The sequence below is a fragment of the Bradyrhizobium sp. PUT101 genome, assembly GCF_052043945.1.
GTDB lineage: Bacteria > Pseudomonadota > Alphaproteobacteria > Rhizobiales > Xanthobacteraceae > Bradyrhizobium.
This window is the reverse complement of sequence record NZ_CP197207.1, coordinates 726,355-748,423: the sequence shown is the minus strand read 5'-3', so window position 1 is coordinate 748,423 and position 22,069 is coordinate 726,355. Positions and strand designations below refer to the sequence as shown.

The 22,069-nt window shown below is 65.1% G+C and carries 24 protein-coding genes and 1 pseudogene; 13 read left to right on the top strand and 12 right to left on the bottom strand.

What is annotated here, in order from left to right; all coding sequences use genetic code 11:
* Window positions 1–3: 3 nt before the first annotated feature.
* Window positions 4–1,194 (bottom strand): acetylornithine transaminase, encoded by a 1,191-nt coding sequence (locus ACSHT2_RS03645; RefSeq protein ID WP_440640422.1) that lies wholly within the window; start codon window positions 1,192–1,194, stop codon window positions 4–6.
* Between the two features lie 270 nt (window positions 1,195–1,464).
* Complete coding sequence (locus tag ACSHT2_RS03640) at window positions 1,465–2,103, bottom strand: hypothetical protein (protein WP_440640421.1); 639 nt, start codon at window positions 2,101–2,103, stop codon at window positions 1,465–1,467.
* A gap of 336 nt (window positions 2,104–2,439) precedes the next feature.
* Between ACSHT2_RS03640 and ACSHT2_RS03635 the strand changes: the two genes are divergently transcribed.
* The 4 genes from ACSHT2_RS03635 (at window position 2,440) to ACSHT2_RS03620 (ending at window position 5,147) form a co-directional block, all read left to right on the top strand.
* Window positions 2,440–3,387 (top strand): hypothetical protein, encoded by a 948-nt coding sequence (locus tag ACSHT2_RS03635; RefSeq protein WP_440640420.1) that lies wholly within the window; start codon window positions 2,440–2,442, stop codon window positions 3,385–3,387.
* 158 nt (window positions 3,388–3,545) lie between these two features.
* Complete coding sequence (locus tag ACSHT2_RS03630; protein WP_028179753.1) at window positions 3,546–3,977, top strand: MerR family transcriptional regulator; 432 nt, start codon at window positions 3,546–3,548, stop codon at window positions 3,975–3,977.
* Entirely contained in the window at window positions 3,910–4,329 is a 420-nt protein-coding gene (locus ACSHT2_RS03625; RefSeq protein ID WP_440643034.1) for a carboxymuconolactone decarboxylase family protein, read from the top strand. Before ACSHT2_RS03630 ends, ACSHT2_RS03625 begins: the two co-directional genes overlap by 68 nt.
* Window positions 4,326–5,147 carry a Vgb family protein gene (locus ACSHT2_RS03620; RefSeq protein WP_440640419.1) on the top strand — a complete coding sequence of 274 codons (822 nt, stop codon included), beginning with the start codon at window positions 4,326–4,328 and terminating at the stop codon, window positions 5,145–5,147. The genes ACSHT2_RS03625 and ACSHT2_RS03620 overlap by 4 nt, the downstream gene beginning before the upstream one ends.
* A gap of 239 nt (window positions 5,148–5,386) precedes the next feature.
* Here ACSHT2_RS03620 and rimO read toward each other — a convergent pair whose 3' ends face one another.
* A complete protein-coding gene (gene rimO / locus ACSHT2_RS03615) occupies window positions 5,387–6,712 on the bottom strand; it encodes a 30S ribosomal protein S12 methylthiotransferase RimO (RefSeq protein WP_440640418.1) in 1,326 nt (441 codons plus the stop codon).
* Window positions 6,713–6,822: 110 nt separating this feature from the next.
* On the opposite strand from rimO, the gene ACSHT2_RS03610 reads away from it, so the two are divergent.
* The 5 genes from ACSHT2_RS03610 to ACSHT2_RS03590 all read left to right on the top strand — a co-directional run bounded on the left by ACSHT2_RS03610 (window position 6,823) and on the right by ACSHT2_RS03590 (window position 12,652).
* Window positions 6,823–7,413, top strand: a complete 591-nt coding sequence (locus ACSHT2_RS03610; protein WP_124158279.1) for an ANTAR domain-containing response regulator — start codon at window positions 6,823–6,825, stop codon at window positions 7,411–7,413.
* A complete protein-coding gene (locus tag ACSHT2_RS03605) occupies window positions 7,410–8,573 on the top strand; it encodes a CmpA/NrtA family ABC transporter substrate-binding protein (protein WP_440640417.1) in 1,164 nt (387 codons plus the stop codon). Before ACSHT2_RS03610 ends, ACSHT2_RS03605 begins: the two co-directional genes overlap by 4 nt.
* 335 nt (window positions 8,574–8,908) lie before the next feature.
* Entirely contained in the window at window positions 8,909–10,690 is a 1,782-nt protein-coding gene (locus ACSHT2_RS03600; RefSeq protein ID WP_440640416.1) for a NirA family protein, read from the top strand.
* Window positions 10,687–12,297, top strand: a complete 1,611-nt coding sequence (locus ACSHT2_RS03595; RefSeq protein WP_440640415.1) for a sulfite reductase subunit alpha — start codon at window positions 10,687–10,689, stop codon at window positions 12,295–12,297. Before ACSHT2_RS03600 ends, ACSHT2_RS03595 begins: the two co-directional genes overlap by 4 nt.
* Window positions 12,298–12,499: 202 nt before the next feature.
* Window positions 12,500–12,652 (top strand): hypothetical protein, encoded by a 153-nt coding sequence (locus tag ACSHT2_RS03590; RefSeq protein ID WP_035677849.1) that lies wholly within the window; start codon window positions 12,500–12,502, stop codon window positions 12,650–12,652.
* 113 nt (window positions 12,653–12,765) lie between these two features.
* Here ACSHT2_RS03590 and ACSHT2_RS03585 read toward each other — a convergent pair whose 3' ends face one another.
* The 3 genes from ACSHT2_RS03585 to pxpB are packed head-to-tail and all read right to left on the bottom strand — an operon-like array spanning window position 12,766 to window position 15,333.
* On the bottom strand, window positions 12,766–13,536 hold the full coding sequence (locus tag ACSHT2_RS03585) for a LamB/YcsF family protein (protein WP_440640414.1): 771 nt from the start codon (window positions 13,534–13,536) through the stop codon (window positions 12,766–12,768).
* Window positions 13,537–13,567: 31 nt separating this feature from the next.
* Window positions 13,568–14,605, bottom strand: coding sequence for a biotin-dependent carboxyltransferase family protein (locus ACSHT2_RS03580; protein WP_440640413.1), 1,038 nt, complete (start codon window positions 14,603–14,605; stop codon window positions 13,568–13,570).
* Window positions 14,602–15,333, bottom strand: coding sequence for a 5-oxoprolinase subunit PxpB (gene pxpB, locus ACSHT2_RS03575; RefSeq protein WP_271530684.1), 732 nt, complete (start codon window positions 15,331–15,333; stop codon window positions 14,602–14,604). The genes ACSHT2_RS03580 and pxpB overlap by 4 nt, the downstream gene beginning before the upstream one ends.
* Window positions 15,334–15,592: 259 nt before the next feature.
* On the opposite strand from pxpB, the gene ACSHT2_RS03570 reads away from it, so the two are divergent.
* Window positions 15,593–16,291 (top strand): ribonuclease activity regulator RraA, encoded by a 699-nt coding sequence (locus ACSHT2_RS03570; protein WP_024341888.1) that lies wholly within the window; start codon window positions 15,593–15,595, stop codon window positions 16,289–16,291.
* A gap of 24 nt (window positions 16,292–16,315) precedes the next feature.
* Window positions 16,316–16,720 (top strand): (R)-mandelonitrile lyase, encoded by a 405-nt coding sequence (locus ACSHT2_RS03565; RefSeq protein WP_440640412.1) that lies wholly within the window; start codon window positions 16,316–16,318, stop codon window positions 16,718–16,720.
* Between the two features lie 177 nt (window positions 16,721–16,897).
* Here the strand turns inward: ACSHT2_RS03565 and ACSHT2_RS03560 are convergent, their stop codons facing one another.
* From ACSHT2_RS03560 to ACSHT2_RS03550, 3 genes and pseudogenes are all read right to left on the bottom strand, one after another.
* Window positions 16,898–17,254 (bottom strand): hypothetical protein, encoded by a 357-nt coding sequence (locus ACSHT2_RS03560; protein WP_440640411.1) that lies wholly within the window; start codon window positions 17,252–17,254, stop codon window positions 16,898–16,900.
* 175 nt (window positions 17,255–17,429) lie between these two features.
* Window positions 17,430–18,302, bottom strand: a complete 873-nt coding sequence (locus tag ACSHT2_RS03555) for a DUF2147 domain-containing protein (RefSeq protein WP_440640410.1) — start codon at window positions 18,300–18,302, stop codon at window positions 17,430–17,432.
* 178 nt (window positions 18,303–18,480) lie between these two features.
* A pseudogene (locus ACSHT2_RS03550) lies at window positions 18,481–18,593 on the bottom strand (transporter substrate-binding domain-containing protein); the annotation flags it as partial.
* Between ACSHT2_RS03550 and ACSHT2_RS03545 the strand changes: the two are divergent.
* Together ACSHT2_RS03545 and ACSHT2_RS03540 are read left to right on the top strand one after the other, a co-directional pair.
* Window positions 18,543–18,665, top strand: a complete 123-nt coding sequence (locus ACSHT2_RS03545; protein WP_440643048.1) for a hypothetical protein — start codon at window positions 18,543–18,545, stop codon at window positions 18,663–18,665. The pseudogene ACSHT2_RS03550 and the gene ACSHT2_RS03545 overlap by 51 nt on opposite strands.
* Window positions 18,666–18,788: 123 nt before the next feature.
* Window positions 18,789–19,286, top strand: a complete 498-nt coding sequence (locus tag ACSHT2_RS03540) for a DUF1993 domain-containing protein (protein WP_440643033.1) — start codon at window positions 18,789–18,791, stop codon at window positions 19,284–19,286.
* A gap of 3 nt (window positions 19,287–19,289) precedes the next feature.
* Here the strand turns inward: ACSHT2_RS03540 and ACSHT2_RS03535 are convergent, their stop codons facing one another.
* The 3 genes from ACSHT2_RS03535 to ACSHT2_RS03525 all read right to left on the bottom strand — a co-directional run bounded on the left by ACSHT2_RS03535 (window position 19,290) and on the right by ACSHT2_RS03525 (window position 22,064).
* Entirely contained in the window at window positions 19,290–19,769 is a 480-nt protein-coding gene (locus ACSHT2_RS03535) for a hypothetical protein (protein WP_440640409.1), read from the bottom strand.
* A gap of 170 nt (window positions 19,770–19,939) precedes the next feature.
* On the bottom strand, window positions 19,940–20,929 hold the full coding sequence (locus ACSHT2_RS03530; RefSeq protein WP_440640408.1) for a hydroxyacid dehydrogenase: 990 nt from the start codon (window positions 20,927–20,929) through the stop codon (window positions 19,940–19,942).
* A 34-nt stretch (window positions 20,930–20,963) separates the two neighbouring features.
* Complete coding sequence (locus tag ACSHT2_RS03525) at window positions 20,964–22,064, bottom strand: ABC transporter ATP-binding protein (RefSeq protein ID WP_319334641.1); 1,101 nt, start codon at window positions 22,062–22,064, stop codon at window positions 20,964–20,966.
* Window positions 22,065–22,069 lie beyond the last annotated feature (5 nt).

Genomic DNA, 22,069 nt, shown 5'->3' with positions numbered 1-22,069 from the left:
GATCTACGCCACCCGCCGGGCCGCGCCGGCCTTGGTCAGAATCCCGTCGAGACAATCGATCATCTCGGCGATCTCTCCCTTCGTGACGTTCAGTGCCGGCATGAAGCGCAGCGTGTCGACCTGCGGCGCGTTGAGGAGCACGCCGGCTTCGAACGCCTGTGCGACGATTCCCGGCGCGATCGGCAGCTTGAGATCGAGCGCGAGCAACAGCCCACGTCCGCGTACGCCGCCGAGCCCGTGCCGGGCCGAGACTTTCTGCAACTCGCTTTCGAGCAAGAGGCCTGTCTCGCTGACCGCCTTCAGGAAGTCCGGCTTGCCGACCTCCTCGAGCACCGCAAGCCCCGCCGCGCACATTATCGGGTTGCCGTTGAACGTGCCGCCCTGGTCGCCGTGCTCGAAGCAGGAGGCGCGTTCGGTCGCCAGCAGCGCGGCGAGGGGCACGCCGCCGCCGATGCCCTTGCCGAGCGTCATGATGTCGGGCGCGATGCCGGTGTGCTCATAGTGGAAGAGCTTGCCGGTCCGACCCATGCCGGTCTGGATCTCGTCGAAAATGAGCAGCAGGCCGTGCGCCTCGGTGAGCGCGCGCAATTGCTGCAGGAACTGGTCGGTCGCTGGCCACACGCCGGATTCACCCTGGATCGGCTCGAGCATGACGGCGACGGTGTTGTCGTTGATCAGCTTTTCGACCGAGGCGATGTCGTTGAGCTTTGCCTTCTTGAAGCCTGCGACCTTCGGCTCGAACAGCGGCTCGAATGCCTTCTTGCCCGAGGCCGACATCGTCGCGAGCGTCCGGCCGTGGAAACCGCCTTCGAAGCTGATGATCTCGAACGCGCCGCCTTTGTGCATGCTGCCAAATTTGCGCGCGAGCTTGATCGCGCCTTCATTGGCCTCAGCGCCGGAGTTGGCGAAGAACACCTGATCGAAAGCACTGTTGTCGACGAGTGCCTGCGCCAGCTTGAGGCTCGGTTCGTTGTAGAAAGCCGGGCTCGGCGTCAGCAGCCGCCTGGCTTGCGCGCCAAGCGCGTCAGCGACCGCGGGCGGGGAGTGGCCGAGGCAGTTCACGGCCCAGCCCTGCACGAAATCGAGATAGCGCTTGCGGCTGTCGTCCCAGAGGTAGGAGCCGGCGCCGCGGACGAACACGGCCTTGGGCCGTGCGGTGATGTCCATCAGCGCGTCATACGGATGCGTGGTCATGTCGAACTCCTCTGGAGGCGGGTGGAAAACGGGCGCAAAAAGCAGAAAGGCCGCACCTTGCGGGTGCGGCCTTTCTCGAAAACCTGGCTGAATTCTAGTGGTTCAGCGGCGTCGTCGGACATGGCGCACCCTCTCATCGTCGCGGGAGCGACGACGGAGCATTTCGGTGCGCAGATGGGTCCGAGAGTTGATCATGGGGCGCGTCCCTACAGCCGACGGCAGGGCTTGTCAAGCGGACGTTTAGCCGAACACCCGCCCGGCGTGCATCGGTCAGGTCAGGTGAGCGGCTTCCTCGGCGTCTTCGTCGCCCCAATCCGCGTCCGCAATCGCGGTGTCGATCAGTTCGCCGCGCATCAGCTTGAGCGGCGAATTCCAGTACAGCGCAATGTTGTGGAACGGGTCGGTCAGCACCTTGAACGCCCATACCAGGCCGGTCGTGAGGTCGCGCGTGACGAAGAGCTGGAGCATGCGGGCAAGTCCGCCGCCGATGCCGATCGTGAGCCAGAGCGTGCCGACGTGCCGGATGAAGTCGAGACGCCCGGCCGGCGCATCGAAAAGTCCGAACAGCGTCGGATAGAAGTACAGCGCGATCGGCGCGCTACCCCAGACGAAGAGCAAAACGATCTTGCGGGTCTGGTTGTAGCCGACCTTGACCGCTTCCTTGTATTCGTTGCTGACGTCGTTGACGGCGTCATACCCGTTCGGCTCGAAGAAGAAATGCCCGGTCTGCCGCGTCAGCATCGCAAGCCAACCGACGATGCCGGCGAGGGCCGGGTCTACGAACAGCAGCGCGTAGCAGAAGAGGAAGATCACCGCGCTGAAGAGGTGCAGCGTCTGGTTGACGGTGCTCTGGTGGTAGAAGCGGTAATCGTCGAAGCGCTGCGTGCGCAGCATACCCGAGAGGCTCATCCTTGTTCCTCGCTCGCGTTGAAAGGCGCGGGCAGAGTTAGGCCGAGTCCGTGACCCCTGCGTGAATGCACTATAGTGTCACAATGCGTTCCGCAGGCAGTCTCGCGCATAACGCCGCAACAGTCGAGACGACGAAGCGTGCCAGCACGGCCGATGCGGTCACCGGGACGCGCGTCGCCCGCTCCAGATACCGGTGGTCTCTCGCCATTTCATTGTCCGCCCCCGCAGAAACCATCGCATCGCTGGCGCGTTTGTGATTGAGATACGCGACTTGGTTCGAACCGGACGCACGGCGGCTCAGACCAAGAGGGCGGGACCAACAGACAGTTTGCAGCCTTGTCCGACACGCCTTATCCGATCGACCTCGACAGCATTCGCGGCGCATTTCCACCGGGCGTCGACGCGCCGCAACTGCTGGTCGACTTTGCCGGCTGGCTCGATGGACGTCCCTGGGGCAGCGTCGGCTGCTTCGCTCTGCAAGGCCAGTTCGCAGATCATGCGCCCATCGTCGACGGCAGTCCGTTGCGCGACAGGTTCTCGCTGTTCATGCGATTGTCGGACGGCTCGGCCGTCGGCGGCTGGTATGGCGCCGGTCTCGACCGCGACAATCCGCCGATCGTGGGACTGGGGTCGGAGGGCGATTACGAATTGCTGGCGCCAAGCCTTGATGCTTTGCTCGCCAGGCTGACGTCGCGGCAGTTCGACAGCGCCTGGAGCGATATGCGGCCGCATGAGGATGTCGCGTGTCAGACGGTCGAACTTGCGCAATGGCTCGCCGCGCAGTCGGCTGGCGACAGGACGACCTGTGACGATGGTGCACCGGATCTGCCCGACTTCCGCGGCTTCGTTGAAAAATGGAGCCGCGATCGCGAGGATTATTGGGCCAATCACCGCTTGATGGCCGAGCTCGGCTGGCGCCTGGCCGCGCATCTGCCCAAGAGCAAGAACCCCTGGGACAGGACGCATTTCGAGGTCGCGATCGTCGGCAAGCAGTACGAGGCGCGCGTCCTGTCGCGCGGGCCGCAGCCGTTCGAGCAAGCCGCCTCGATCGAGTCTCTGCTGCGCGATCTGCGCGAGGAGATGCGCCGCGCGCAGCCCGAGCTCGGGTTGTGGTATTCAATGAAATTCGGCCTCTATGCCGACGGCCGCGTCATGCCGAACTTCGAGTACGATGTGCGCCCGACCATCGATGGCGAACCTGCGTTGCTATCCGAAGCGCAAGCCGATCTCGCCCGCGCTCCGCGCCCGGAACGCTGGGTGCCGAAATGGTTGGCGGAAGCCTGAAGCTCGGAATCCCGCGATCCTGCCGCCCAGCCGGCGTGCCCCAAATCTTCTGCTGTCGCTCCATCCTGACCTCGCGGGAACGGCACCTTCGATCCCCCTTGACTTAGAGCGCGCTCGAAGGGGTATCTGTACGTGCGTCAGTACGAGAACGGGCACACATGAAGATCGGCGACCTCGCAAAACGAACCGGCTTGTCGACTCACACGCTGCGTTACTATGAGCGCATCGGGCTGCTGCCATACGCTGACCGGGATCGCTCCGGCCAGCGTGACTTTGACGCATCGATCCTCACATGGATCGCATTCCTCGGTCGACTCAAGACCACGGGAATGCCGATCCGGGACATGTTGCGTTATGCGGCGCTTCGTGATGAAGGCGAAGCCACCGGGCCCGCCCGGCAGCAGATGCTGGAAATCCACCGGGAACAGGTTCGCACGCAGATTGCCGAACTCCAGGAATGCCTGCTCGTCCTTGATACCAAGATCGCCGGCTATGCCGGCGGCGAACAGAGGACGAAGGAAAATGACGCACGCCCAAACACAAGCCGAAAGCCGCTTCGATCGCGGCCAGCGGGCCCTGTCACGCATTGACGGCAGTGCCGGCGAAAAGGTCGTCGCTTCACTCGCCGACATCGCTCCGGATTTCGCGCGATACGTGATCGAGTTTCCGTTCGGCGACATTTACTGCCGCCCGGACCTCGGCCTGCGCGATCGAGAGATCGCGACGATCGCCGCGCTGACGGCGCTCGGAAATGTCGCGCCTCAGCTCAAAGTGCATATCGAGGCGGGGCTGAACGTCGGGCTGTCTCGCGACGAGATCGTGGAGATCATGATGCAGATGGCCGTCTATGCGGGCTTCCCGGCAGCGCTGAACGGGCTGTTCGCAGCCAAGGAGGTGTTCGCCGCGCATGACGGACAGCAGGCGTCGGGAGAAGCGACATGACCAACCTGCTCCAAACTCTCTTTCTGCTCGGCAGCCTGGGCATTGCAGCTTCCCTCACGTGCCTTGCCCCGGCGCCGGTCCGCGCCGAGCACTCGTCGCCGAAGAAATTATGGGACGGTTTCAAGTCGCCGACCGGCATTGCCGTCGGCGCCGACGGAACGGTCTATGTGTCCAACTGGAGCGGCGACACTGTCGAGCGGATGACACCGGATGGCGGTCGATCCGTGTTCGCCACTGCAATTTCGTCACCGGCGGGCCTTGCCATTGGTGCGGACGGCAGCGTCTACATCTCGTCCTACTCTGGCGACTATATCGAGCGCGTCGCACCAGACGGCACCCGCACGCGCGTTGCCAAGGATCTTGCCACGCCGGCCGGTATCGCCCTCAGCCGAAATGGCAGGCTGCTCGTCGCGAACCGGTCTTCAGGCGAGATTCTCAGCATCGATGCCGTCAGCGGCGACCGCAGGGTCGTCGCGCGTTCGCTGTCCTTGCCGGTGGGCGTGGTGGAGATGGCGGACGGCAGTCTGGTCGCCACACAATATGGCGGACGGCTGACGCGCGTTCTTCCGGATGGCAAGACCCAAGAACTTGGCGAGAGCTTCGATCGGCCTGGCGTAGGCATCGTGGCAGACGGCCCCGATGCAGTCCTTGCGATCGACAACGGGGCTGGCGTGGTACGCCGCGTGTCGTTTGGCGGCCTGTCGCGAGTGGTCGTGAACGGCCTCGATGGCAGCGCCGTCGCGCTCGGCCGGATGGCGAATGGTGATCTGCTCGTTGGAACCTGGGGCGTCGGCGCCGTGTATCGCGCAACCCCGTAGTACGGCGCGCGCAGCCTGAACGCGGGCCGGTGGAATGCCGAGACGCGTGGGTCTTGCCCGCGTGCCGCGGCCGGAACGCTGGGGACGAAATGGCTGGTTTGATTGAGCTGTGGCTTCAGCGACGCTAGCGGCTGCGCTTGCGTGCGCCTATTCTCGAGAGGCCGTCATGCCGAGTGTCAACGCGTGGCCGGGACAAGCCCGGCCATGACGTTGTGGCAGCATTGGTGTAGCGAGCGCCGTCAAAACCCCGCGACGCTGCCGTGCAGATCGTACGCGTCCGCGCGCTCGATCTTCGCGGTGACGATCTCGCCGACGCGCAAGGGGCGGCGGCTGGAGAGATAGACTGCACCGTCGATCTCCGGCGCGTCGGCCTTGGAGCGACCCTTGGCGACGGTCGGGCCGACTTCGTCGATGATGATCTGCTGTCGCGTCCCGACCTTGCGCTTCAGCCGGCGTGCCGAGATCTTCTGCTGGCGCGCCATCAGCGCGTTGTAGCGCTCCTGCTTGACCTCTTCCGGCACCGGGTTCTCGATCGCATTCGACGTCGCGCCCGCGACCGGCTCGTATTTGAAGCAGCCGAGCCGGTCGATCTCCGCTTCATCGAGCCAGTCGAGCAGATAGGCGAAGTCGGCATCGGTCTCGCCGGGGAAGCCGACGATGAAGGTCGAGCGCAGGGCGAGATCGGGACATTCCTCGCGCCAGCGCTTGATCCGCGCCAGCGTCTTGTCCTGCGCGGCGGGGCGCTTCATCGCCTTTAGCACTTCGGGGCTCGCATGCTGGAACGGGATGTCGAGATAGGGCAGCACCTTGCCCTCGTTCATCAGCGCAATGACCTCGTCGACATGCGGGTAGGGGTAGACATATTGCAGCCGGACCCAGGCCCCGAGCTCGCCGAGCTCGCGCGCGAGGTCGAGGAATTTGGCGCGAACCTGGCGGTCCTTCCAGGGGCTCTCGGCGTATTTCAGATCGACGCCATAGGCCGAGGTGTCCTGCGAGATCACCAGCAGTTCCTTGACGCCGGCGCCGACCAGGCGCTCGGCCTCGCGCAGCACGTCACTGGCCGGGCGCGAGACCAGATCGCCGCGCAGCTTCGGGATGATGCAGAAGGTGCAGCGGTTGTTGCAGCCTTCGGAGATCTTCAAATAGGCGTAGTGGCGCGGCGTCAGCTTGATCCCCTGCGGCGGCACCAGATCGACATGCGGATTGTGCGCCGGCGGCAGCGCGCGATGCACGGCGTCGAGCACGCTCTCATATTGCTGCGGGCCGGTGATGGAGAGCACGCCGGGATAGGCCTGCTCGATCGCTTCCGGTTCCGCGCCCATGCAGCCTGTCACGATCACCTTGCCGTTCTCGGCCATGGCCTCGCCGATCGCCGAGAGCGATTCCTGCTTGGCGCTGTCAAGAAAGCCGCAGGTGTTGACGATGACGATGTCGGCCCCGTCATGCTTGCGGGCGAGCTCATAGCCCTCCGCGCGCAGGCGCGTGATGATGCGCTCGGAATCCACCAATGCCTTGGGACACCCGAGCGACACGAAGCTGACCTTGGGCGCAGCCGTCTGATCCATATCTGAACTGCCTGATTGACCGGCCTGAGCTAGTCCCAATTGCCCATAATTACAACCCTTTGCAGGGCGTACCGGCATGCTATGGATGAATCACCCGCCGCGAGTGAGCCATGAGCGCCGAACAGTCGCCCAAAATCGTGATCGTCGACGAAAGCCCGATCCGGGCTGCGATCCTGGAGGAGGGATTGCGGGAGGCCGGATTCACGCAGGTCGTCCATATCAGCGAGATGCAGAGCCTGCTCGCCCGTATTTATGCGGTCGACCCCGACATCATCCTGATCGACCTGGAGAACCCCAGCCGCGACGTGCTGGAGGCGATGTTCCAGGTCAGCCGCGCCGTGAAACGTCCGATCGCCATGTTCGTGGACCAGAGCGATTCAGCCTCGATCCAGGCCTCGGTCGAGGCAGGGGTCTCCGCCTATATCGTCGACGGGCTGAAGAAGGAGCGGATCAAGCCGATCCTCGACCTCTGCGTGTCCCGCTTCAACGCCTTCGCCAAGCTCCAGGAGGAGCTGGAGCGGACCAAGTCGCAACTCGAGGACCGCAAGATCATCGAGCGCGCCAAGGGCATTCTGATGAAGGTGAAGGGCCTGACCGAAGACGAGGCCTATGTGCTGCTGCGCTCCACGGCGATGCGCGAGAAGAAGAAAATCGGCGAGATCGCGCAGTCGATCATCACCGCGTCGGAGATGCTGAAATGACCGTTCCCCTCCGCATCGGGTTCATTCCGCTGGTCGATGCCGCGGCGCTGATCGTCGCCGTCGACAAGGGGTTCACCGCAGCCGAAGGGCTCGACGTCGAGCTGGTGCGCGAGGTCTCCTGGTCCAACGTCCGCGACAAGCTCAATATCGGCCTGTTCGACGCCGCGCATCTTCTGGCGCCCGTGGCGATTGCCTCTTCGCTCGGGCTCGGTCACGTCAAGGTGCCGATTGCCGCGCCCTTCAATCTCGGCATCAACGGCAATGCCATCACCGTGTCGCCGGCGCTCCATGCCGCGCTGATGGAGGAGATCGACGGCGATCGGTTTGATCCGATGGCGACCGCGAAGGCGCTGGCGAAGGTCGTTGCCATCAGGCGCAAGGCAGGGGCCGAGCCGCTGACCTTCGGCATGACCTTCCCGTTCTCCACCCACAATTATCAATTGCGGTTCTGGATGGCCGCGGCCGGTGTCGATCCCGACGAGGACGTGCGCCTCGTGGTGCTGCCGCCGCCCTTCATGGTCGACAGCCTCAAGAACGGCCATGTCGATGCGTTCTGCGTCGGCGCGCCATGGAATTCGGTCGCGGTCGATCTCGGCATCGGGCATATCCTGCATTTCGTCTCCGACATCCTGGTCCGTGCGGCGGAGAAGGTGCTGGCAGTCCGCCAGGCCTGGGCCGACAAGAATCCGGATGTGGTCGCAGCATTGGTGCGTGCGGCCGTGAAAGCCGCCGAGTTCATCGAGCATCCCGAGAACCGCACGGAAGCGGCGCAGATCCTGGCCCAGCCGGAGCGGATCGGCGTCGATGCCGAGGTCATCCAGCGCACCCTCACCGGACGCCTCAAGATCTCGCCCGACGGTACCTTCCGTGAAAGCGGTCGCTACCTCCTCGTTGGGCGCGAAGGGGCAGGGCGCCCCGATCCGGTCCAGGCCGCCTGGCTCTATGCCCAGATGGTGCGCTGGGGGCAGACGGCTCTGACCCCGGACGGCGTCAAGACGGCAATGGCGGTGTTCAGGCCCGACCTTTACGACGCAGCCCTGGGCAACAGGGCGCCCATTGAAGCTCCAGCGGCGTTCGGCGCCTTCGCGGGACCCGCCTTCGATCCCGACAACATCCGGGGGCATCTCGAGGCCTTCGAGGTCGGGCGCTGGAAGGTCTGATTCGGGTCTGCTTCGTTTTCGAGCACGTAAGTTGGCTGGCTAATGTTTGGGCTGACTGCTCGAATTTCGGGAGTGTTCTCAGACCGGTATTCCCCGGAGGCGCTTCCTAATCACCTGATATTAAGAGGCTTTTTATTTCGACCGAGCTGGCACGCAACTTGAATGTTGCGGTGCGGCCAGCTTGTCATAGATGCCTGCTGAGCCAAGTCCCACAGCAACGAAGCTGAATGGACCGTCGGGTTGCGAAGCGGGCTCTTGAGCCGGCCGAGTTTCCCGCGGGTCGCACAATTTCCGTCGAAGCCACTTTGGTGGCCGCAGGAGCTTCGTTACCGACCATGAAAATCGAAACGCTCTCAGTCGATTTTACCGACGAGCAGAAACGCTATCTCGAAGGCTTCACGACCGGCTTGCAGATCAGCCGGGTCGGCCGCGGTCTCGGCGCGGGTGCCGGCAAGGCGAATGCCGAGCCGACCGGTCCCGATGCCGTGCACATCAAGGCGCAGGACAAGGTCATCGCGTCGGGCAAGAAGCTCGCCGACCAGGAGAAGTTCAAGCGCGACGAGCATCCCTTCGACGCGTATCCGCGGTTGCGTCAGCAGGCGCTCGACAACGTGCCGCCGAGCCCGGCTGACAATTTCCGCTGGCGCTATTACGGCATCTTCTACGTCGCGCCGACGCAGGACTCCTACATGTGCCGCCTGCGCATTCCGAACGGCATCATGAAGCACTGGCAACTGTCGGGCCTTGCCGATCTCGCCGACGAACTCTGCGGCCCGTACAGCCACGTCACGACGCGCGCCAACCTCCAGCTTCGCGAGATTCCGCCGAAGAATGCCGTGAAGCTGATCGAGGGTATCCAGGACCTCGGCCTGTGCTCGCGCGGCTCCGGCGCCGACAACATCCGCAACGTGACGGGAACGCCGACGGCCGGAATCGATCCGCAGGAAATCATCGACACGCGGCCCTATGCGCGCGAGTGGCACTACCACATCCTCAACGAGCGCTCGCTCTACGGCCTGCCGCGCAAGTTCAACGTCGCCTTCGACGGCGCTGGCAGGATCGCGGTGCTCGAGGAGACCAACGACATCGCCTTCACGGCGTACGAGGTGAAGGACGGGTTCGGCGTCGAGCCCGGCGTCTGGTTCCGCCTCGGTCTCGGCGGCATCACCGGCCACAAGGACTTTGCAAAATATTCCGGCATCATCGTCAAGCCGGAGCAGGCGAGCGCCGTCGCCGACGCCATCGTGCGCGTGTTCATCGACCATGGCGACCGTACCAACCGCAACAAGGCGCGGCTGAAATATGTGCTCGACGCCATGGGCCATGACGGCTTCCTCAAGCTGGTTGAAGAGCGGCTGAAGACGCCGTTCACGCGCGTGCCGGAAGAGGCGTTCGCGCCGCGGCCCGCCGCGGATCGCATGGCGCATGTCGGCGTGCACAAGCAGAAGCAGGAGGGCCTCAACTGGATCGGCGTGTCGCTGACGCTCGGCAAGCTCAGCTCCGATCAGATGCGCGGCCTCGCCAAGGTCGCCCGGGATCTCGGTGACGGCGAGATCCGCCTCACGGTCTGGCAGAACCTGCTGATATCGGGCGTGCGCGACGAAAACGTCGATCTCGCCGTTGCCGCGATCAATAAGATCGGGCTTGCGGTCGAGGCCTCCCACATTCGCGCCGGTCTGATCGCGTGCACCGGCAATGCCGGTTGCCGCTTCGCCGCGGCGAACACCAAGCGCCATGCTGCCGAGATCGGCGACTGGTGCGAGCCGCGCGTCGCGATGGACAAGCCGGTCAATATCCACGTCACCGGCTGTCATCATTCCTGCGCGCAGCACTACATCAGCGACATCGGCTTGATCGGTGCGCGTGTGCCGGTCGGCGAGGAAGACACGGTCGAAGGCTATCACCTCTTCACCGGCGGCGGGTTCGGTCCTGACGCCGATGTCGGCCAGGAAGTCTATCACGATCTCAAGGCCGAGGACGCGCCGAAGACGGTCGAAGCACTGCTCAAGGCCTACATCGCCCATCGCTCATCTCCCGAAGAAACGTTCCTGTCTTTTGCGCGCCGCCATGACGGCGAAACGCTGCGCAAGCTTGCCGATGCACAGGTGTCCGCATGAACCAGATCACCCCTCCGCCCAAGCTCGACATCATTCCGCCCAGCGCACCGTTCTCCGATGCACAGCGCTCCTGGCTGAACGGCTTCTTCGCCGGGCTGCTGTCGCCCGACGTCGCCGCGCCGCTATCGGCGGAGCAGGGCGCTGCCGTCATGCAAGGCGCAGCCGGTGACGGCGACGATGGCGAAGCGCCGTGGCACGATCAGACCATGCCGATTGCCGAGCGGATGAAGCTCGCCGAGGGACGCCCCCTGCGCCGCAAGATGATGGCGGCGATGGCGCAGCAGGACTGCGGCCAGTGCGGCTACAACTGCCACGATTATTCGGAGGCGATCGCAGGCCGCAGCGAGGCACGGCTCAACCTCTGCGTTCCCGGCGGCAAGGAAACCGCGCGGATGCTGAAGTCGCTGTACGAAGAGCTCGACAAGGCCCCAGTGGCCAAATCGGCCGACAAGCCGGACGCGGCGGCGCCGGCCGTGACCGTGACGATCGCAGAGCCGGGCCGCTCGCGCGACAACCCTGTGACCGCAACCTTCCTGTCGCGCCGTCTTCTCAACAAGGGAAAGTCGGAGAAGGAGACCTATCACGTCGAGTTCGATCTCGCCGACAGCAAGCTCGACTACGTCGTCGGCGATTCCTTCGGTGTGTTCGCACGCAACGATGTCGGCCTCGTCGACCAGATCATCGCGCTGCTCGGCGCTTCCCACACGACCAGGGTCAACGGCAAGACGTTGCGCGAGGTGCTGATCGACGACGTGTCGCTGTCGCCGGCACCCGACACGCTGTTCGAGCTGATCTCGTTCATCACCGGCGGCGCGGCACGCGAGAAGGCGCGGGCGCTGGCGCAGGGCGAGGACCCCGACGGCGATGCCGCCACCCTCGACGTGATGGCGGGGCTGCAGAAGTTTTCCGGCACACGGCCGCATCCCGAGGCCTTCGTCGAGGCGCTGGAGCCGCTCCAGCCCCGGCTCTATTCGATCTCGTCCTCGCACAATGCCACGCCCGGAAGGCTGTCGCTGACGGTCGATTCCGTCCGTTACGTCATCGGCAAGCGCAAGCGGCTCGGCGTCGCCTCGACCTTCCTCGGCGAGCGCATCAATGAGGGCGACAAGCTCAAGGTCTATGTGCAGAAGGCGCACGGGTTCGGCCTGCCGCAGGACCCGAAGACGCCTGTTATCATGATCGGTCCCGGCACCGGCATCGCGCCGTTCCGCGCCTTCCTGCTCGACCGCAAGGCGACCGGTGCGCCCGGCAAGAACTGGCTGTTCTTTGGCCATCAGCGCAGCGATTGCGACTTCTTCTACCAGGACGAGCTCAACGCGATGAAGACATCGGGCGTACTCACGCGCCTGTCGCTGGCCTGGTCGCGCGACGGCGAGAGGAAGTTCTACGTGCAGGACCGCATGCGCGAGGTCGGCCGCGAATTGTGGACCTGGCTTGCCGATGGCGCGCATTTCTACATCTGCGGCGACGCCAAGCGCATGGCCAAGGACGTCGAGCGTGCGCTGGTCGACATCGTCGCCCAGTTCGGCGCGCGTTCGACCGACGAAGCCGTCAGTTTTGTCGCCGAGCTGAAGAAGAGCGGCCGCTTCCAGGCGGATGTGTACTGACCGCTGCCGCTCACCGTTATCCGAGCCGGTTCCAACTGGCTCGGATTTGAACGAATAAGATTCTCGGAACCTGGGTCCTAAGAGAATTTACGTCTGCGAGACGGCCGCCTCGGAGGAGGCGCATCGCTATTTTTGCCACCATCTTGCCTCCCGCCGTGGTTGATCCCTCATACTCCCACAAATGGGGCGTTGGAGATCGACCATGCGCGAACTATCGGCGGAAGCCAGGCTGCACTTCTACGCGCGCTCGCTCTCGCGGCAGACCCGGGCGAACGCCCATCATCTGGCGCTCTACAGCGCGTTTGCGGTCATCGCGGCGATCGTGTTCGGCACGCTCTCAGTGCATCCGTTCTGATTTGCCTGTCATTCCGGGGCGGCGAAGCCGAACCCGGAATCTCGAGATTTCTCAGGTGCGCAATTGCGCGCCCTAGTCTGATGCTTCGCATCATCCCGGAATGACGACAGGTCTCATGTCACGCGCTTGAACGGCGCGACCTCGATCCCCGCATCCTTCAGCGCCTGACGCACACCACGCGCGATGTCGACTGCGCCCGGCGTGTCGCCGTGGATGCACACGGTATCCGTGCGCATCTTGATCACCTTGCCGGTCACTGACACCACCGCGCCGTCCTGCACCATGCGCACCACACGGTCGGCGATCGCCTTGGCATCGTGCAGCACCGCGCCGGGCTTCTTGCGCGAGACGAGGTTGCCGTCGTCCTCATAGGCGCGGTCGGCGAAGACCTCGTGCACCATCGGCAGATTGGCCGCTTCGCCGGCCTTCACCAGCTTCGAATTGGCGAGCACGACGAAGATCAGGCTGGGATCGACCGCCTTGATGCCGGCGGCGATCGCCTTCGCGGTCATGTCGTCCTCGCAGGCGACATTGGAGAGCGCACCATGCGCCTTCACATGCGTCACCTTGTGGCCGGCGGCGGTCGCGATCGCCTGCAGCGCGCCGATCTGGTAGGCGACGAGATTCTCGATCTCGGAGGCCTTCAGGCCCGCGATCGGGTGCCGGCCGAAGCCGCGCAGGTCGCGGTAGCCGGGATGCGCGCCGACCGAGACGCCGCGGGCCTTCGCCAGCTCGACCGTCCGCCGCATGATATCAGGATCGCCGGCATGGAAGCCGCAGGCGACGTTGACCGAGCTTGCGAGCTCGATCATCGCGGCGTCGTTGCCCATCTCCCACGCGCCAAAACCCTCGCCGAGGTCGCAATTGAGATCGACTGTCTTCATGGGTGCTCTCCGCCTCTGGTCTTGTTGTCGCTTACGGCTCGGCCGTGACCTGCCAGGTCCCGGCATCGACCGCGCTGACCGCATAGCCCGCCACGTTAGCATCGCTGAGCGCCTCGATGTTGAGCGCGACGGTGTCGGAGGAGCGCAGGCGATCGGGCAGACTGCGGATCAATTGTGCAAACTTGCGCGCCTCGTCCTGCGCTTCGGCCATGCTGACGGCCTTGAAGCGGAATGCGGTTCCCGCCGAGGTCTGGGCGAGGCGGCCGACATCGGCCGTAATCACGGTTGCGATCTTCGGATAACCGCCGGAGGTGCCACGATCCATCATCAGCGCGATCGGCGCACCATTGCCGGGCACCTGGATGCTGCCGTTGACGGTGCCGTCGGAGACGATGTTGTGGCCGTGCAGATGCTTGATGGCGGGACCTTCGAGCCGGTAGCCCATGCGGTCGGAGGTTGCCGAGATCTTCCACTCGCTATCCAGGAACAGCGCCTTGTTGGCGTCGTCGAATTCGTCGTCCTGCGGACCCAGCAGGACCCGGATCGGACCTGTCGCTGGCTTCGGCAATTCGATGCGTAGCTCCGGCGCATCGCTCGCGGCATCGACGGTGAATTCGTCGCCGGCCTGAAGCGGGCGCGGGTAGGGGCTGCCGAGGCCGGCGCGGGCATTCACCGCGAGACTCCCGAACACCTGTTCGCCCTTGATGCCGCCCTCGATCGCAAGATAGGTGAAGGCGCCGCCGCGGGCAAAACCGAGCGTCAGCGTCTCGCCGTCCTTCAGCGTCACCGATGTGTCCATCGCGACCGGGGTTCCGGCGACGTCCGCATTGCGCGGCGCGCCTGATATCGCGACGCGGACGGCGCCGTCGCGGGCAGTGAAGGAGGCGCCGAATGGGCCGATCTCCACGGCCGCCGCGAACGGCTCGTTGCCGACCAGCGTGTTCGCTGCCGCAAGCGACAAGCGGTCCATCGCTCCGCTGACCGTCAAGCCATAGCGCTGCGCGCCGAGACGGCCGCCATCCTGGACGGAGCTCGCAGGCCCGATGCTGGCGACGACGAGCCGGCTCATGCGGCCACCTGCTCGGCGATGATCTCGCCGGCTTCCGCTGCGCGGTCCAGTTCCGCGAACGTCTTGTGGTCGATGGCGAAGAACGTCACGCGATCGCCGGGCTCGGTGAGGAAGGTCGGATTGCGGTGGAGCTGATAGGTTCGCACCGGCGTGCGGCCGAGCAGGTGCCAGCCGCTCGGCGCGGCGAGGCACTGGATCCCGGCCTGGATGCCGCCGATCGAGATCGTGCCGGCCGGCGTCAGCAGCCGCGGATTCTGCCGCCGCGACATGTGCAGGGACTTGTCGAGGCCGCTGAGATAGGACCAGCCCGGCGTGAAGCCGATCATGGCGACCTTGTAGTCGCCGCCCGCATGCCGGGCGATGATGTCGTCGGGCGTGGTGTTGAGCGCCTTCGCGACATCCTCGAGGTCGATGCCATGCTCGCCGCCATAGGCGACGGGAATGCGCCAGCGGCGCGCCTTGGTGACCGGCGGCAGCGGCCGGGTGGCGATCGGGAGGATCTTCTCGCCGAGCGCGTCGAAACCGATCTTTTCGGGGTCGTAGTGCACCAGCAGCGAGCGATAGGTCGGCACGGTCTCGGTGATGCCGTCGATGGGGCTTGCTGCGAGCGCCTTGTCGAGCGCCAGCACGCGCTGGTTGGCGTCCTCGTCGATGGTGCGGCTGAACTCGACCGTGACGGCGCTGTCGCCACTGGGCAGAAGGCGGGGCGGGGGAAGCGTCGCGGCCATTGAGCTGTCGAAGAGCTGTCGAAATCGGACTTTTGGAAGTGCGCGGGCTCGACGTTGAGTTCCGCGTCACCCTGCTTCGCGTAATTGCGCCCGCAAGTCCAATAAATTAATGCAAGGGGAGCCGATAAAGCCTTGTTATCGCGTCGCATAACAGCTCAGCGGCCCTGCGTAATTGGGACCCTCTTGGCCCTTGACGCAAGGGCTGCGGCTCGCAAGATGCGCGCGTTCCTTCCCGCCTATCCGGAGCTCGTTTTCGTCCATGTCGCTGTCCCCCGAAGCCCGCAAGACCCTCGCCGGCATCACCACCGCCACGATCACCACGGTCCTGCTGAAAAAGGGGCTGCGCAATGTGTGGATGCGCGGAGCCCGTCCGCTCCGCCCGGGCCTGCCGCGCCTGGTGGGACCGGCCTTCACGCTGCGCTTCGTGCCGGCGCGCGAGGATCTGGCGACGCCCGAATCCTGGTCGTCGCCGATCTCGACCCGCACCGCGATCGAGGCGATGCCGGAAGGATGCATCGCCGTGGTCGATGCCATGGGCATCACCGATGCCGGCATCTTCGGCGACATCCTGTGTGCGCGCATGGTCAAGCGCGGCGTCACCGCGCTGGTCACCGATGGCGTGGTGCGTGACGTCGAGGGCGTGCTCGGCACCAACCTGCCGGTGTGGTGCGACGGCTATGCCGCGCCGCCTTCCGTTGCGGGCCTCACCTTCGTCGGCTGGGGCGAGCCGATCGGCTGCGGCGGCGTTGCCGTTTTCCCGAACGACATCGTCGTCGCCGACCAGGACGGCTGCGTGCTGATCCCGCAGGCGATGCTCGATCACGTCCTCGCCGAGGGCGTCGAGCAGGAGCGGATGGAGGCCTGGATCGTCAACGAGGTGAACAATGGCGCGGCGCTGCCGGGCCTCTACCCCATGAATGCCGAAACCAAGGCGCGCTACGCCGCGAGCAAGAAGTAACCGGGAAGAAGAGAGGTCATTTCGATGGAGATCACTGTTGCAGGCACGCGGCCGACCCGCCACGCGCCCAAGGAACACTTCACCGGCACTGTCTTGCAGGACCCCGTGATCATGGCGCCAGCGCCGGCACGGCTGAACTGCTCGCGCGTGTCGTTCGAGCCGGGCGCGCGCACCAACTGGCATCACCATCCGCTCGGGCAGACGCTCTACGTCATTTCCGGCGTCGGCCGCATCCAGTCCAAGGGCGGGCCGATCCGCGAGATCCGTCCCGGCGACACCGTCTGGATTCCGCCGGGTGAACTGCACTGGCACGGGGGATCGCCGACCAACGGCATGTGCCACATCGCCATGCAGGAGGCGCTCGACGGCGTCTACTCGACCTGGCTGGAGCCGGTTACCGACGCGGAGTACGGCGCCGCGATAGGCTAACGCTCCCGTGTCCCGGACCAGACGCATCGCCCTGAGGCGATGCGTCGCCGATCCGGGACCCGGAATCTTCCGAGCGATCGAACTGCTGGGTCCCGGCCCTGGGCGACAACGCCGTTAGCGCGTTGACGCGCGTCTTCGACGCGCCATGACGCCGCTGCTTGTCCGGGACACCGCAACTTACATCCGCTCTGCCGTCCATGTTCCCGTGCACATCGCACCGCGCCAGGTGCCGGAGCCCGAGCTGCCGCTGAGCCGGCCGAAGCCGACGGCGCGCTTGATGCCGGTGCTCAAGGTGACGTTGATGCTGCCGGCATCGGCAACGCGCCCGGACGCGTTCACCGCGGCGCTGCTCGAGGCGATCTGACCGTTGTTGATGCCGATCGCGACGGTTGCGCCGTTGCCGCAGGTTTCGCTCGACGACGAGATGCGGACATTCCATGTGCCGTCGAAAGTGCTTGTCGCAGCATCAGCCTGCGCGAGCGGGAAGGCGATGGCGACGAGGGAAGCGAAGAGACCTTTGCGAAAGCCGTTCATGACACGCCCCTGTGGGTGACCATGCGGGGACCGTGGCACGGGCGTGGAACCGGCGATGTGAGGGCTGTCACGTGCCCAAGGGGCTCTGTGAGCCGACGCACGTCGCGATGATGTCTCGGAACAAAAGCAAAGAGGCCCGGATCACGGGCCCCTTGTCTCCGTCAGGATGTCGAGTTCAGTTCACGCGTGTCCAGGTCTGGCCGCCGCAGAACATGCCGCCGAAGGCGCAGCCCTGCACGCGCAGCCGGTCGGTGCCTTTCATCGCGATCGTGGAATCGTAGGTCGAGCCGGAGTTCGGATCGAGGATGCGGCCGGACCATTTCTGGTCCTTGCCGGGCTTCATGTTGATCAGAACCTGCTCGCCGTTCTGGTTCGACTTGCTGTCGACCGAATAGCCGCAGAGATTGCTGCCGCATTGCTCGATGCGGACCTTGCCTTCCTTCTCCTCGGTGAGCCAGATGCCGAGCGGCGAACTGAGATCGCGCGTGGGCGCCGCTGCAGGAGCAGGCGGCGCGACGGCAGCCGCCTGAACTGGCGCGGTTGCCGGGGGCGGAGCGGGCGGCGCCGGAGGGGCCGCAGTCACGGCCGGGACCGGCGGCGGTGTCACGGCGGGAGCTGCCTGCTGTGTGGCCGGTGCAGGCGCGGGAGGCGGCGCGGGCGGCGGCAGCACGGCGGTCTCGGCCGGCGCATTGCTGGCGGTTGCCGCCGGAGGCGGAGCAGGCGGTGCTGCTGCGGCGGCGGGTGCAGCAGGCACAGGTGCCAGCGCAGCCGCGGGCGGTGGGGCGACGGGAGCGGGGGCGGGAGCTGGCGCGGCCGGCGTTTGCGGCTCGACCGTGGCCTGCTGCGGCGCTTGCTGGCCCGGGGCCGTCTCGTTCTTCTTGGCCTTCTTGGGCTTGCCCTGGCCGGTGTTGTCATAGACGCCGGGGATCTGCACCGTGCCGCGGTCGGGATCGATGCGGATGGTGCGCCCGCCATATTCGAAAGTGTACTGCGCCTGTGCGGCGGTGCTCGCCAAAAGGAATGCGGCCGTGGCCAACAGCATCCTCATTTCCGTCTCCTGAACAGATGGTCCCCGGACCAACGCTTACGCGCCGGTTCGCTCGCAAAAAGTGATCTAGATCACTGTCGTTGGTATGAGTCGTCTTCCGGTGGTTCCGGGTTCAATAGGCCCGGAGCCGGTCCAAACTTTGGCCAAGGCAAGCGACAGGAGGACGCGGCAAGAACGCCTAGTCGAACCAGGCGGCGTAGATAATTTGTAGCTGCCGTCTTCTATGGAAATGTGCTGCCATTGGTCGACGAAGGCTTTCAGTGCCATGTCGCGCTGGAGCCAATCAATCTTGACGCCGAGCGTCTTGCCGAGGGACTGCGCCATGTCACCAGCAACGCCTCGGCCAAAGCCGTCCATAACTGAACGATCATCTCTTTTCCACCCATGCCCGAGCTGTCATTGTGCAGCCCTTGAGCGGTGGATTTGGACCAGATGCCACCCGGTGGTGCGGCAGAATTGAAGGGAATCCTTGAGGTGACGATCTCGATGTACGAGGCCTCAGTCGGCCTCTTCGTGCCCTATTTGCGCAACCTGTCCGCGCTGCTCGACAAGGGCGTCGCCTATGCGGAGGCCCGCAAGTTCAACCCGACGGTTCTGCTCGGCATGCGCCTTGCGCCGAACATGTACGATCTGGCGCAGCAGGTCGGCGAAGCCTGCCGTCACGCGGTGGTCGCGCCGGCCTTGCTGGCGCAGTGCGAGCCGGTGGCGCTGCCGGCACTGGAGCACGACATGGCCGGTCTTCAGGCGCGCATCGCAACGTCCATCGAGTTCATCGAAAGCCTGTCGCGCGCGGAGATCGATGCGGCTGCGGAACGGAATGTCTTCTTCAGGTTGAAGAACGGGACCGAGCTGCCCTTCACCGGACGGACGCTGCTGCTGACGTTCAGCGTCCCGCAGTTTTTCTTTCACGTCACCACGGCCTACGACCTGTTGCGGCACGCCGGCGTCGAGCTGGTGAAGAAGGATTATCTCGGGCGGCGGTAGAGCTTACGCTTCGCCCTTGCGCTCGTAGTCGGCGAGCGAGCTTCGGCCGGCGATCTCGCTGCGCAGCTCTTCGAAGCGACGCTGTGACTCGTCCTCCCGCTCGTCAACGAAGCGCACGGCGGCCTCGCTCGTCATCGGACCGCTGACCACGGGGGCGGATTGCTCGCCGATGGTCTCATGGACGTAGAACTGGCCGTCATCGCCGCGATGGACCGTCCATTTGAGGCGGATCGCGACCATCGGGCCGGGGCCAACCTTGCTGTAGCCGTCCGCATCGGTGTGCTCCGGCACCAGCGGCTGCTCATCGACCATTGGATGCTCGTCGACCGCATGATGTTCTTCGGCGGACGGCTCCTCACCGACGACGACCATCTCGGTCTCCCGGATGGTCTCGGTCTCGCGAATGACGAGGACGGGCTCGGGGTGCTCCAAGATGCTGGCGATGGTCGCCAGCGCGTGGTCAGTCGGGTCGATCTCTGACAAGGGTTCATCCTCCAGCTCGATGCGGCCGGCCAGTCTGTCCCGCGGCCGCCGCAGCCGGCCTTATTACGCGCGGTTGATTAAGGCTGAGTTGGGGCTCGATCTGCACCAAAATGGGACGCTTTCTGGCGTCCCGGAGGCGGGCGCATCCGTCGCCCGCCGGGAAGTTCGGCTCAGCCCAGCACGTCCTGATTGATGACGTTCTGCCGGATGGGATCGCCATCCAGCACACTCAGGATGTTGCGCGCGGTCTGCTCGCTCATGCGTTGGACGGCTTCGACCGTAACGCCGGCGACATGCGGGGCGACGATGACGTTGGGGAGCGCGAACAGCGCGTTGCTGACCGGCGGCGGCTCCACCTCGAACACGTCGATGCCGGCGCCGGCGAGCTTGCCGGAGACTAGGGCGTCGTAGAGCGCCGCTTCCTTTACGATGCCGCCGCGCGCGGTGTTGATGAGGTAGGATCTCGGCCTCATCCGCCCGATCCGCGCCGCGTCGAACAGGCCGACCGTCTCCGGCGTCTTCGGGCAGTGGATCGTGACGAAATCGGCGTTGGGCAGCGCGGCGTCGAGGTCGGTGACGGGTTCGCAGCCGGCGGCCTTGATCTCGGCAGCTCCCTTGAAGGGATCGTAGACCTGCACCTTCATTTCCATCGCCAGGCAGCGCTTGGCGGTGCGACTGCCGATGCGGCCGAAGCCGATGATCAGCACGGTCTTGCCGTAGAGATCGAAAGGCAGCATGCCGAGCCGGTCGGCCCATTTGCCGTCCCTGACACAGGCGTGCATCTCCTGCGCGCGCTTGGCCAGCGTCAGCATCATGAACAGCGCCGCTTCCGCGACCGAGGGCGAGTTCGCGCTGCCGGCGACCATGAGCGGCACCTTGCGGCGGGAGAGGGCGGGCACGTCGACGGCGTCGTAGCCGACGCCGATCCGGGTCACCACCTTCATGTCCCTGGCTGCTTCGAGCTCGGTCTCGCCGAAGGCGGTGGCGCCGAGCGCCACGCCGTGGACGGGGGCGTGGCTCTTCAACAAGGCCTCGAAATCCTTCGCCGAGATCAGGTTCGGAAACTCGACGAGCTCGATATCGTCCCGCTGGGTGAGGAGGGCGCGTGCCCCTTGCGACAAAGTTTGTGTAACGAAAATCTTCTTCTTGTTGGTCGCCATCGTCCCCTGCCTGCGCGAGTTTCTTGTCCGGCCGTCACAACACGACGCCGGTTGCCTCGTTTAGCAGGTGCATATTGTTGAGGTCCATCGCCAAACGCATGGGTGCCCCGTCCTTGGCGCCGGCATTGGGATTGACGCGGCCGCAGATCGGCGTGCCTTCGAGCCCGAAATAGACCAGCGTCTCCATCCCCATCGGTTCGGTGACGTCGAGCACGGTGTCGAAGGTCTCGACGCCGGGCTCCAGATGCGCGTGCGACTCGGTGAGATGCTCAGGCCGGATGCCGAGCAGCAGCTTGTCCGTGCGCGACAGCGCGTTGTAACGCGCCGCGCGGGCCGGCGGCAGCGGGAAAGCGATGCGGTCGGTGAGGCGGATCTGAAGCGTGCCGCCGACATCCTCGAGCCGGCACGGGATGAAGTTCATCGCCGGCGAGCCGATGAAGCCCGCGACGAAGCGCGTCGCGGGCTTGTGGTAGAGCTCGTTCGGCGTGCCGATCTGCTCGATCCGGCCCTTGTTCATGACCACGACACGGTCGGCCAGCGTCATCGCCTCGACCTGATCGTGGGTGACGTAGACGGTGGTGGTACGCACCTTCTGGTGCACCTTCTTGATCTCTATCCGCATCTGCACGCGAAGCTTGGCGTCGAGGTTGGACAGCGGCTCGTCGAACAGGAAGACCTTTGGATTGCGCACGATGGCCCGGCCCATCGCGACGCGCTGGCGCTGGCCGCCGGAGAGCTGCTTCGGCTTGCGGTCGATCAGGTCGGTGATGTCGAGGAGGCGGGCGGCCTCCGTCACCCGCGCCTTGATCTCGGCCTTGGGGTAGTGCTTCAGGCGCAGCCCGAACGACATGTTCTCGGCGACCGTCATGTGTGGATAGAGCGCGTAGTTCTGGAACACCATCGCGATGTCGCGGTCCTTTGGCGGCACGTCGTTGACGACGTCGCCGCCGATCATGATGTCGCCGTCGCTGATATCCTCGAGGCCTGCGATCATGCGCAGCGTGGTCGACTTGCCGCAGCCGGAGGGACCGACCAGCACGATGAACTCATGGTCGGCGATGTCGAGGTCGATGCCGCGCACGGCTTCGACATCGTCGTAACGCTTAACTACCTTCCGCAAAGCAACCTCAGCCATGAGAC

Excerpts from the sequence above, each read along its gene's own strand:
- rimO (WP_440640418.1), bottom strand. The coding sequence starts at position 6,712 with ATGGATCAGACGGCTGCGCCCAAGGTCAGCTTCGTGTCGCTCGGGTGT.
- ACSHT2_RS03570 (WP_024341888.1), top strand. The coding sequence starts at position 15,593 with ATGTCGCTGTCCCCCGAAGCCCGCAAGACCCTCGCCGGCATCACCACC.
- ACSHT2_RS03625 (WP_440643034.1), top strand. The coding sequence starts at position 3,910 with ATGACGCACGCCCAAACACAAGCCGAAAGCCGCTTCGATCGCGGCCAG.
- ACSHT2_RS03610 (WP_124158279.1), top strand. The coding sequence starts at position 6,823 with ATGAGCGCCGAACAGTCGCCCAAAATCGTGATCGTCGACGAAAGCCCG.
- ACSHT2_RS03560 (WP_440640411.1), bottom strand. The coding sequence starts at position 17,254 with ATGAACGGCTTTCGCAAAGGTCTCTTCGCTTCCCTCGTCGCCATCGCC.
- ACSHT2_RS03595 (WP_440640415.1), top strand. The coding sequence starts at position 10,687 with ATGAACCAGATCACCCCTCCGCCCAAGCTCGACATCATTCCGCCCAGC.
- ACSHT2_RS03630 (WP_028179753.1), top strand. The coding sequence starts at position 3,546 with ATGAAGATCGGCGACCTCGCAAAACGAACCGGCTTGTCGACTCACACG.
- pxpB (WP_271530684.1), bottom strand. The coding sequence starts at position 15,333 with ATGGCCGCGACGCTTCCCCCGCCCCGCCTTCTGCCCAGTGGCGACAGC.
- ACSHT2_RS03585 (WP_440640414.1), bottom strand. The coding sequence starts at position 13,536 with ATGAAGACAGTCGATCTCAATTGCGACCTCGGCGAGGGTTTTGGCGCG.
- ACSHT2_RS03600 (WP_440640416.1), top strand. The coding sequence starts at position 8,909 with ATGAAAATCGAAACGCTCTCAGTCGATTTTACCGACGAGCAGAAACGC.
- ACSHT2_RS03540 (WP_440643033.1), top strand. The coding sequence starts at position 18,789 with ATGTACGAGGCCTCAGTCGGCCTCTTCGTGCCCTATTTGCGCAACCTG.
- ACSHT2_RS03530 (WP_440640408.1), bottom strand. The coding sequence starts at position 20,929 with ATGGCGACCAACAAGAAGAAGATTTTCGTTACACAAACTTTGTCGCAA.
- ACSHT2_RS03645 (WP_440640422.1), bottom strand. The coding sequence starts at position 1,194 with ATGACCACGCATCCGTATGACGCGCTGATGGACATCACCGCACGGCCC.
- ACSHT2_RS03590 (WP_035677849.1), top strand. The coding sequence starts at position 12,500 with ATGCGCGAACTATCGGCGGAAGCCAGGCTGCACTTCTACGCGCGCTCG.
- ACSHT2_RS03525 (WP_319334641.1), bottom strand. The coding sequence starts at position 22,064 with ATGGCTGAGGTTGCTTTGCGGAAGGTAGTTAAGCGTTACGACGATGTC.
- ACSHT2_RS03565 (WP_440640412.1), top strand. The coding sequence starts at position 16,316 with ATGGAGATCACTGTTGCAGGCACGCGGCCGACCCGCCACGCGCCCAAG.
- ACSHT2_RS03605 (WP_440640417.1), top strand. The coding sequence starts at position 7,410 with ATGACCGTTCCCCTCCGCATCGGGTTCATTCCGCTGGTCGATGCCGCG.
- ACSHT2_RS03555 (WP_440640410.1), bottom strand. The coding sequence starts at position 18,302 with ATGAGGATGCTGTTGGCCACGGCCGCATTCCTTTTGGCGAGCACCGCC.
- ACSHT2_RS03640 (WP_440640421.1), bottom strand. The coding sequence starts at position 2,103 with ATGAGCCTCTCGGGTATGCTGCGCACGCAGCGCTTCGACGATTACCGC.
- ACSHT2_RS03580 (WP_440640413.1), bottom strand. The coding sequence starts at position 14,605 with ATGAGCCGGCTCGTCGTCGCCAGCATCGGGCCTGCGAGCTCCGTCCAG.
- ACSHT2_RS03620 (WP_440640419.1), top strand. The coding sequence starts at position 4,326 with ATGACCAACCTGCTCCAAACTCTCTTTCTGCTCGGCAGCCTGGGCATT.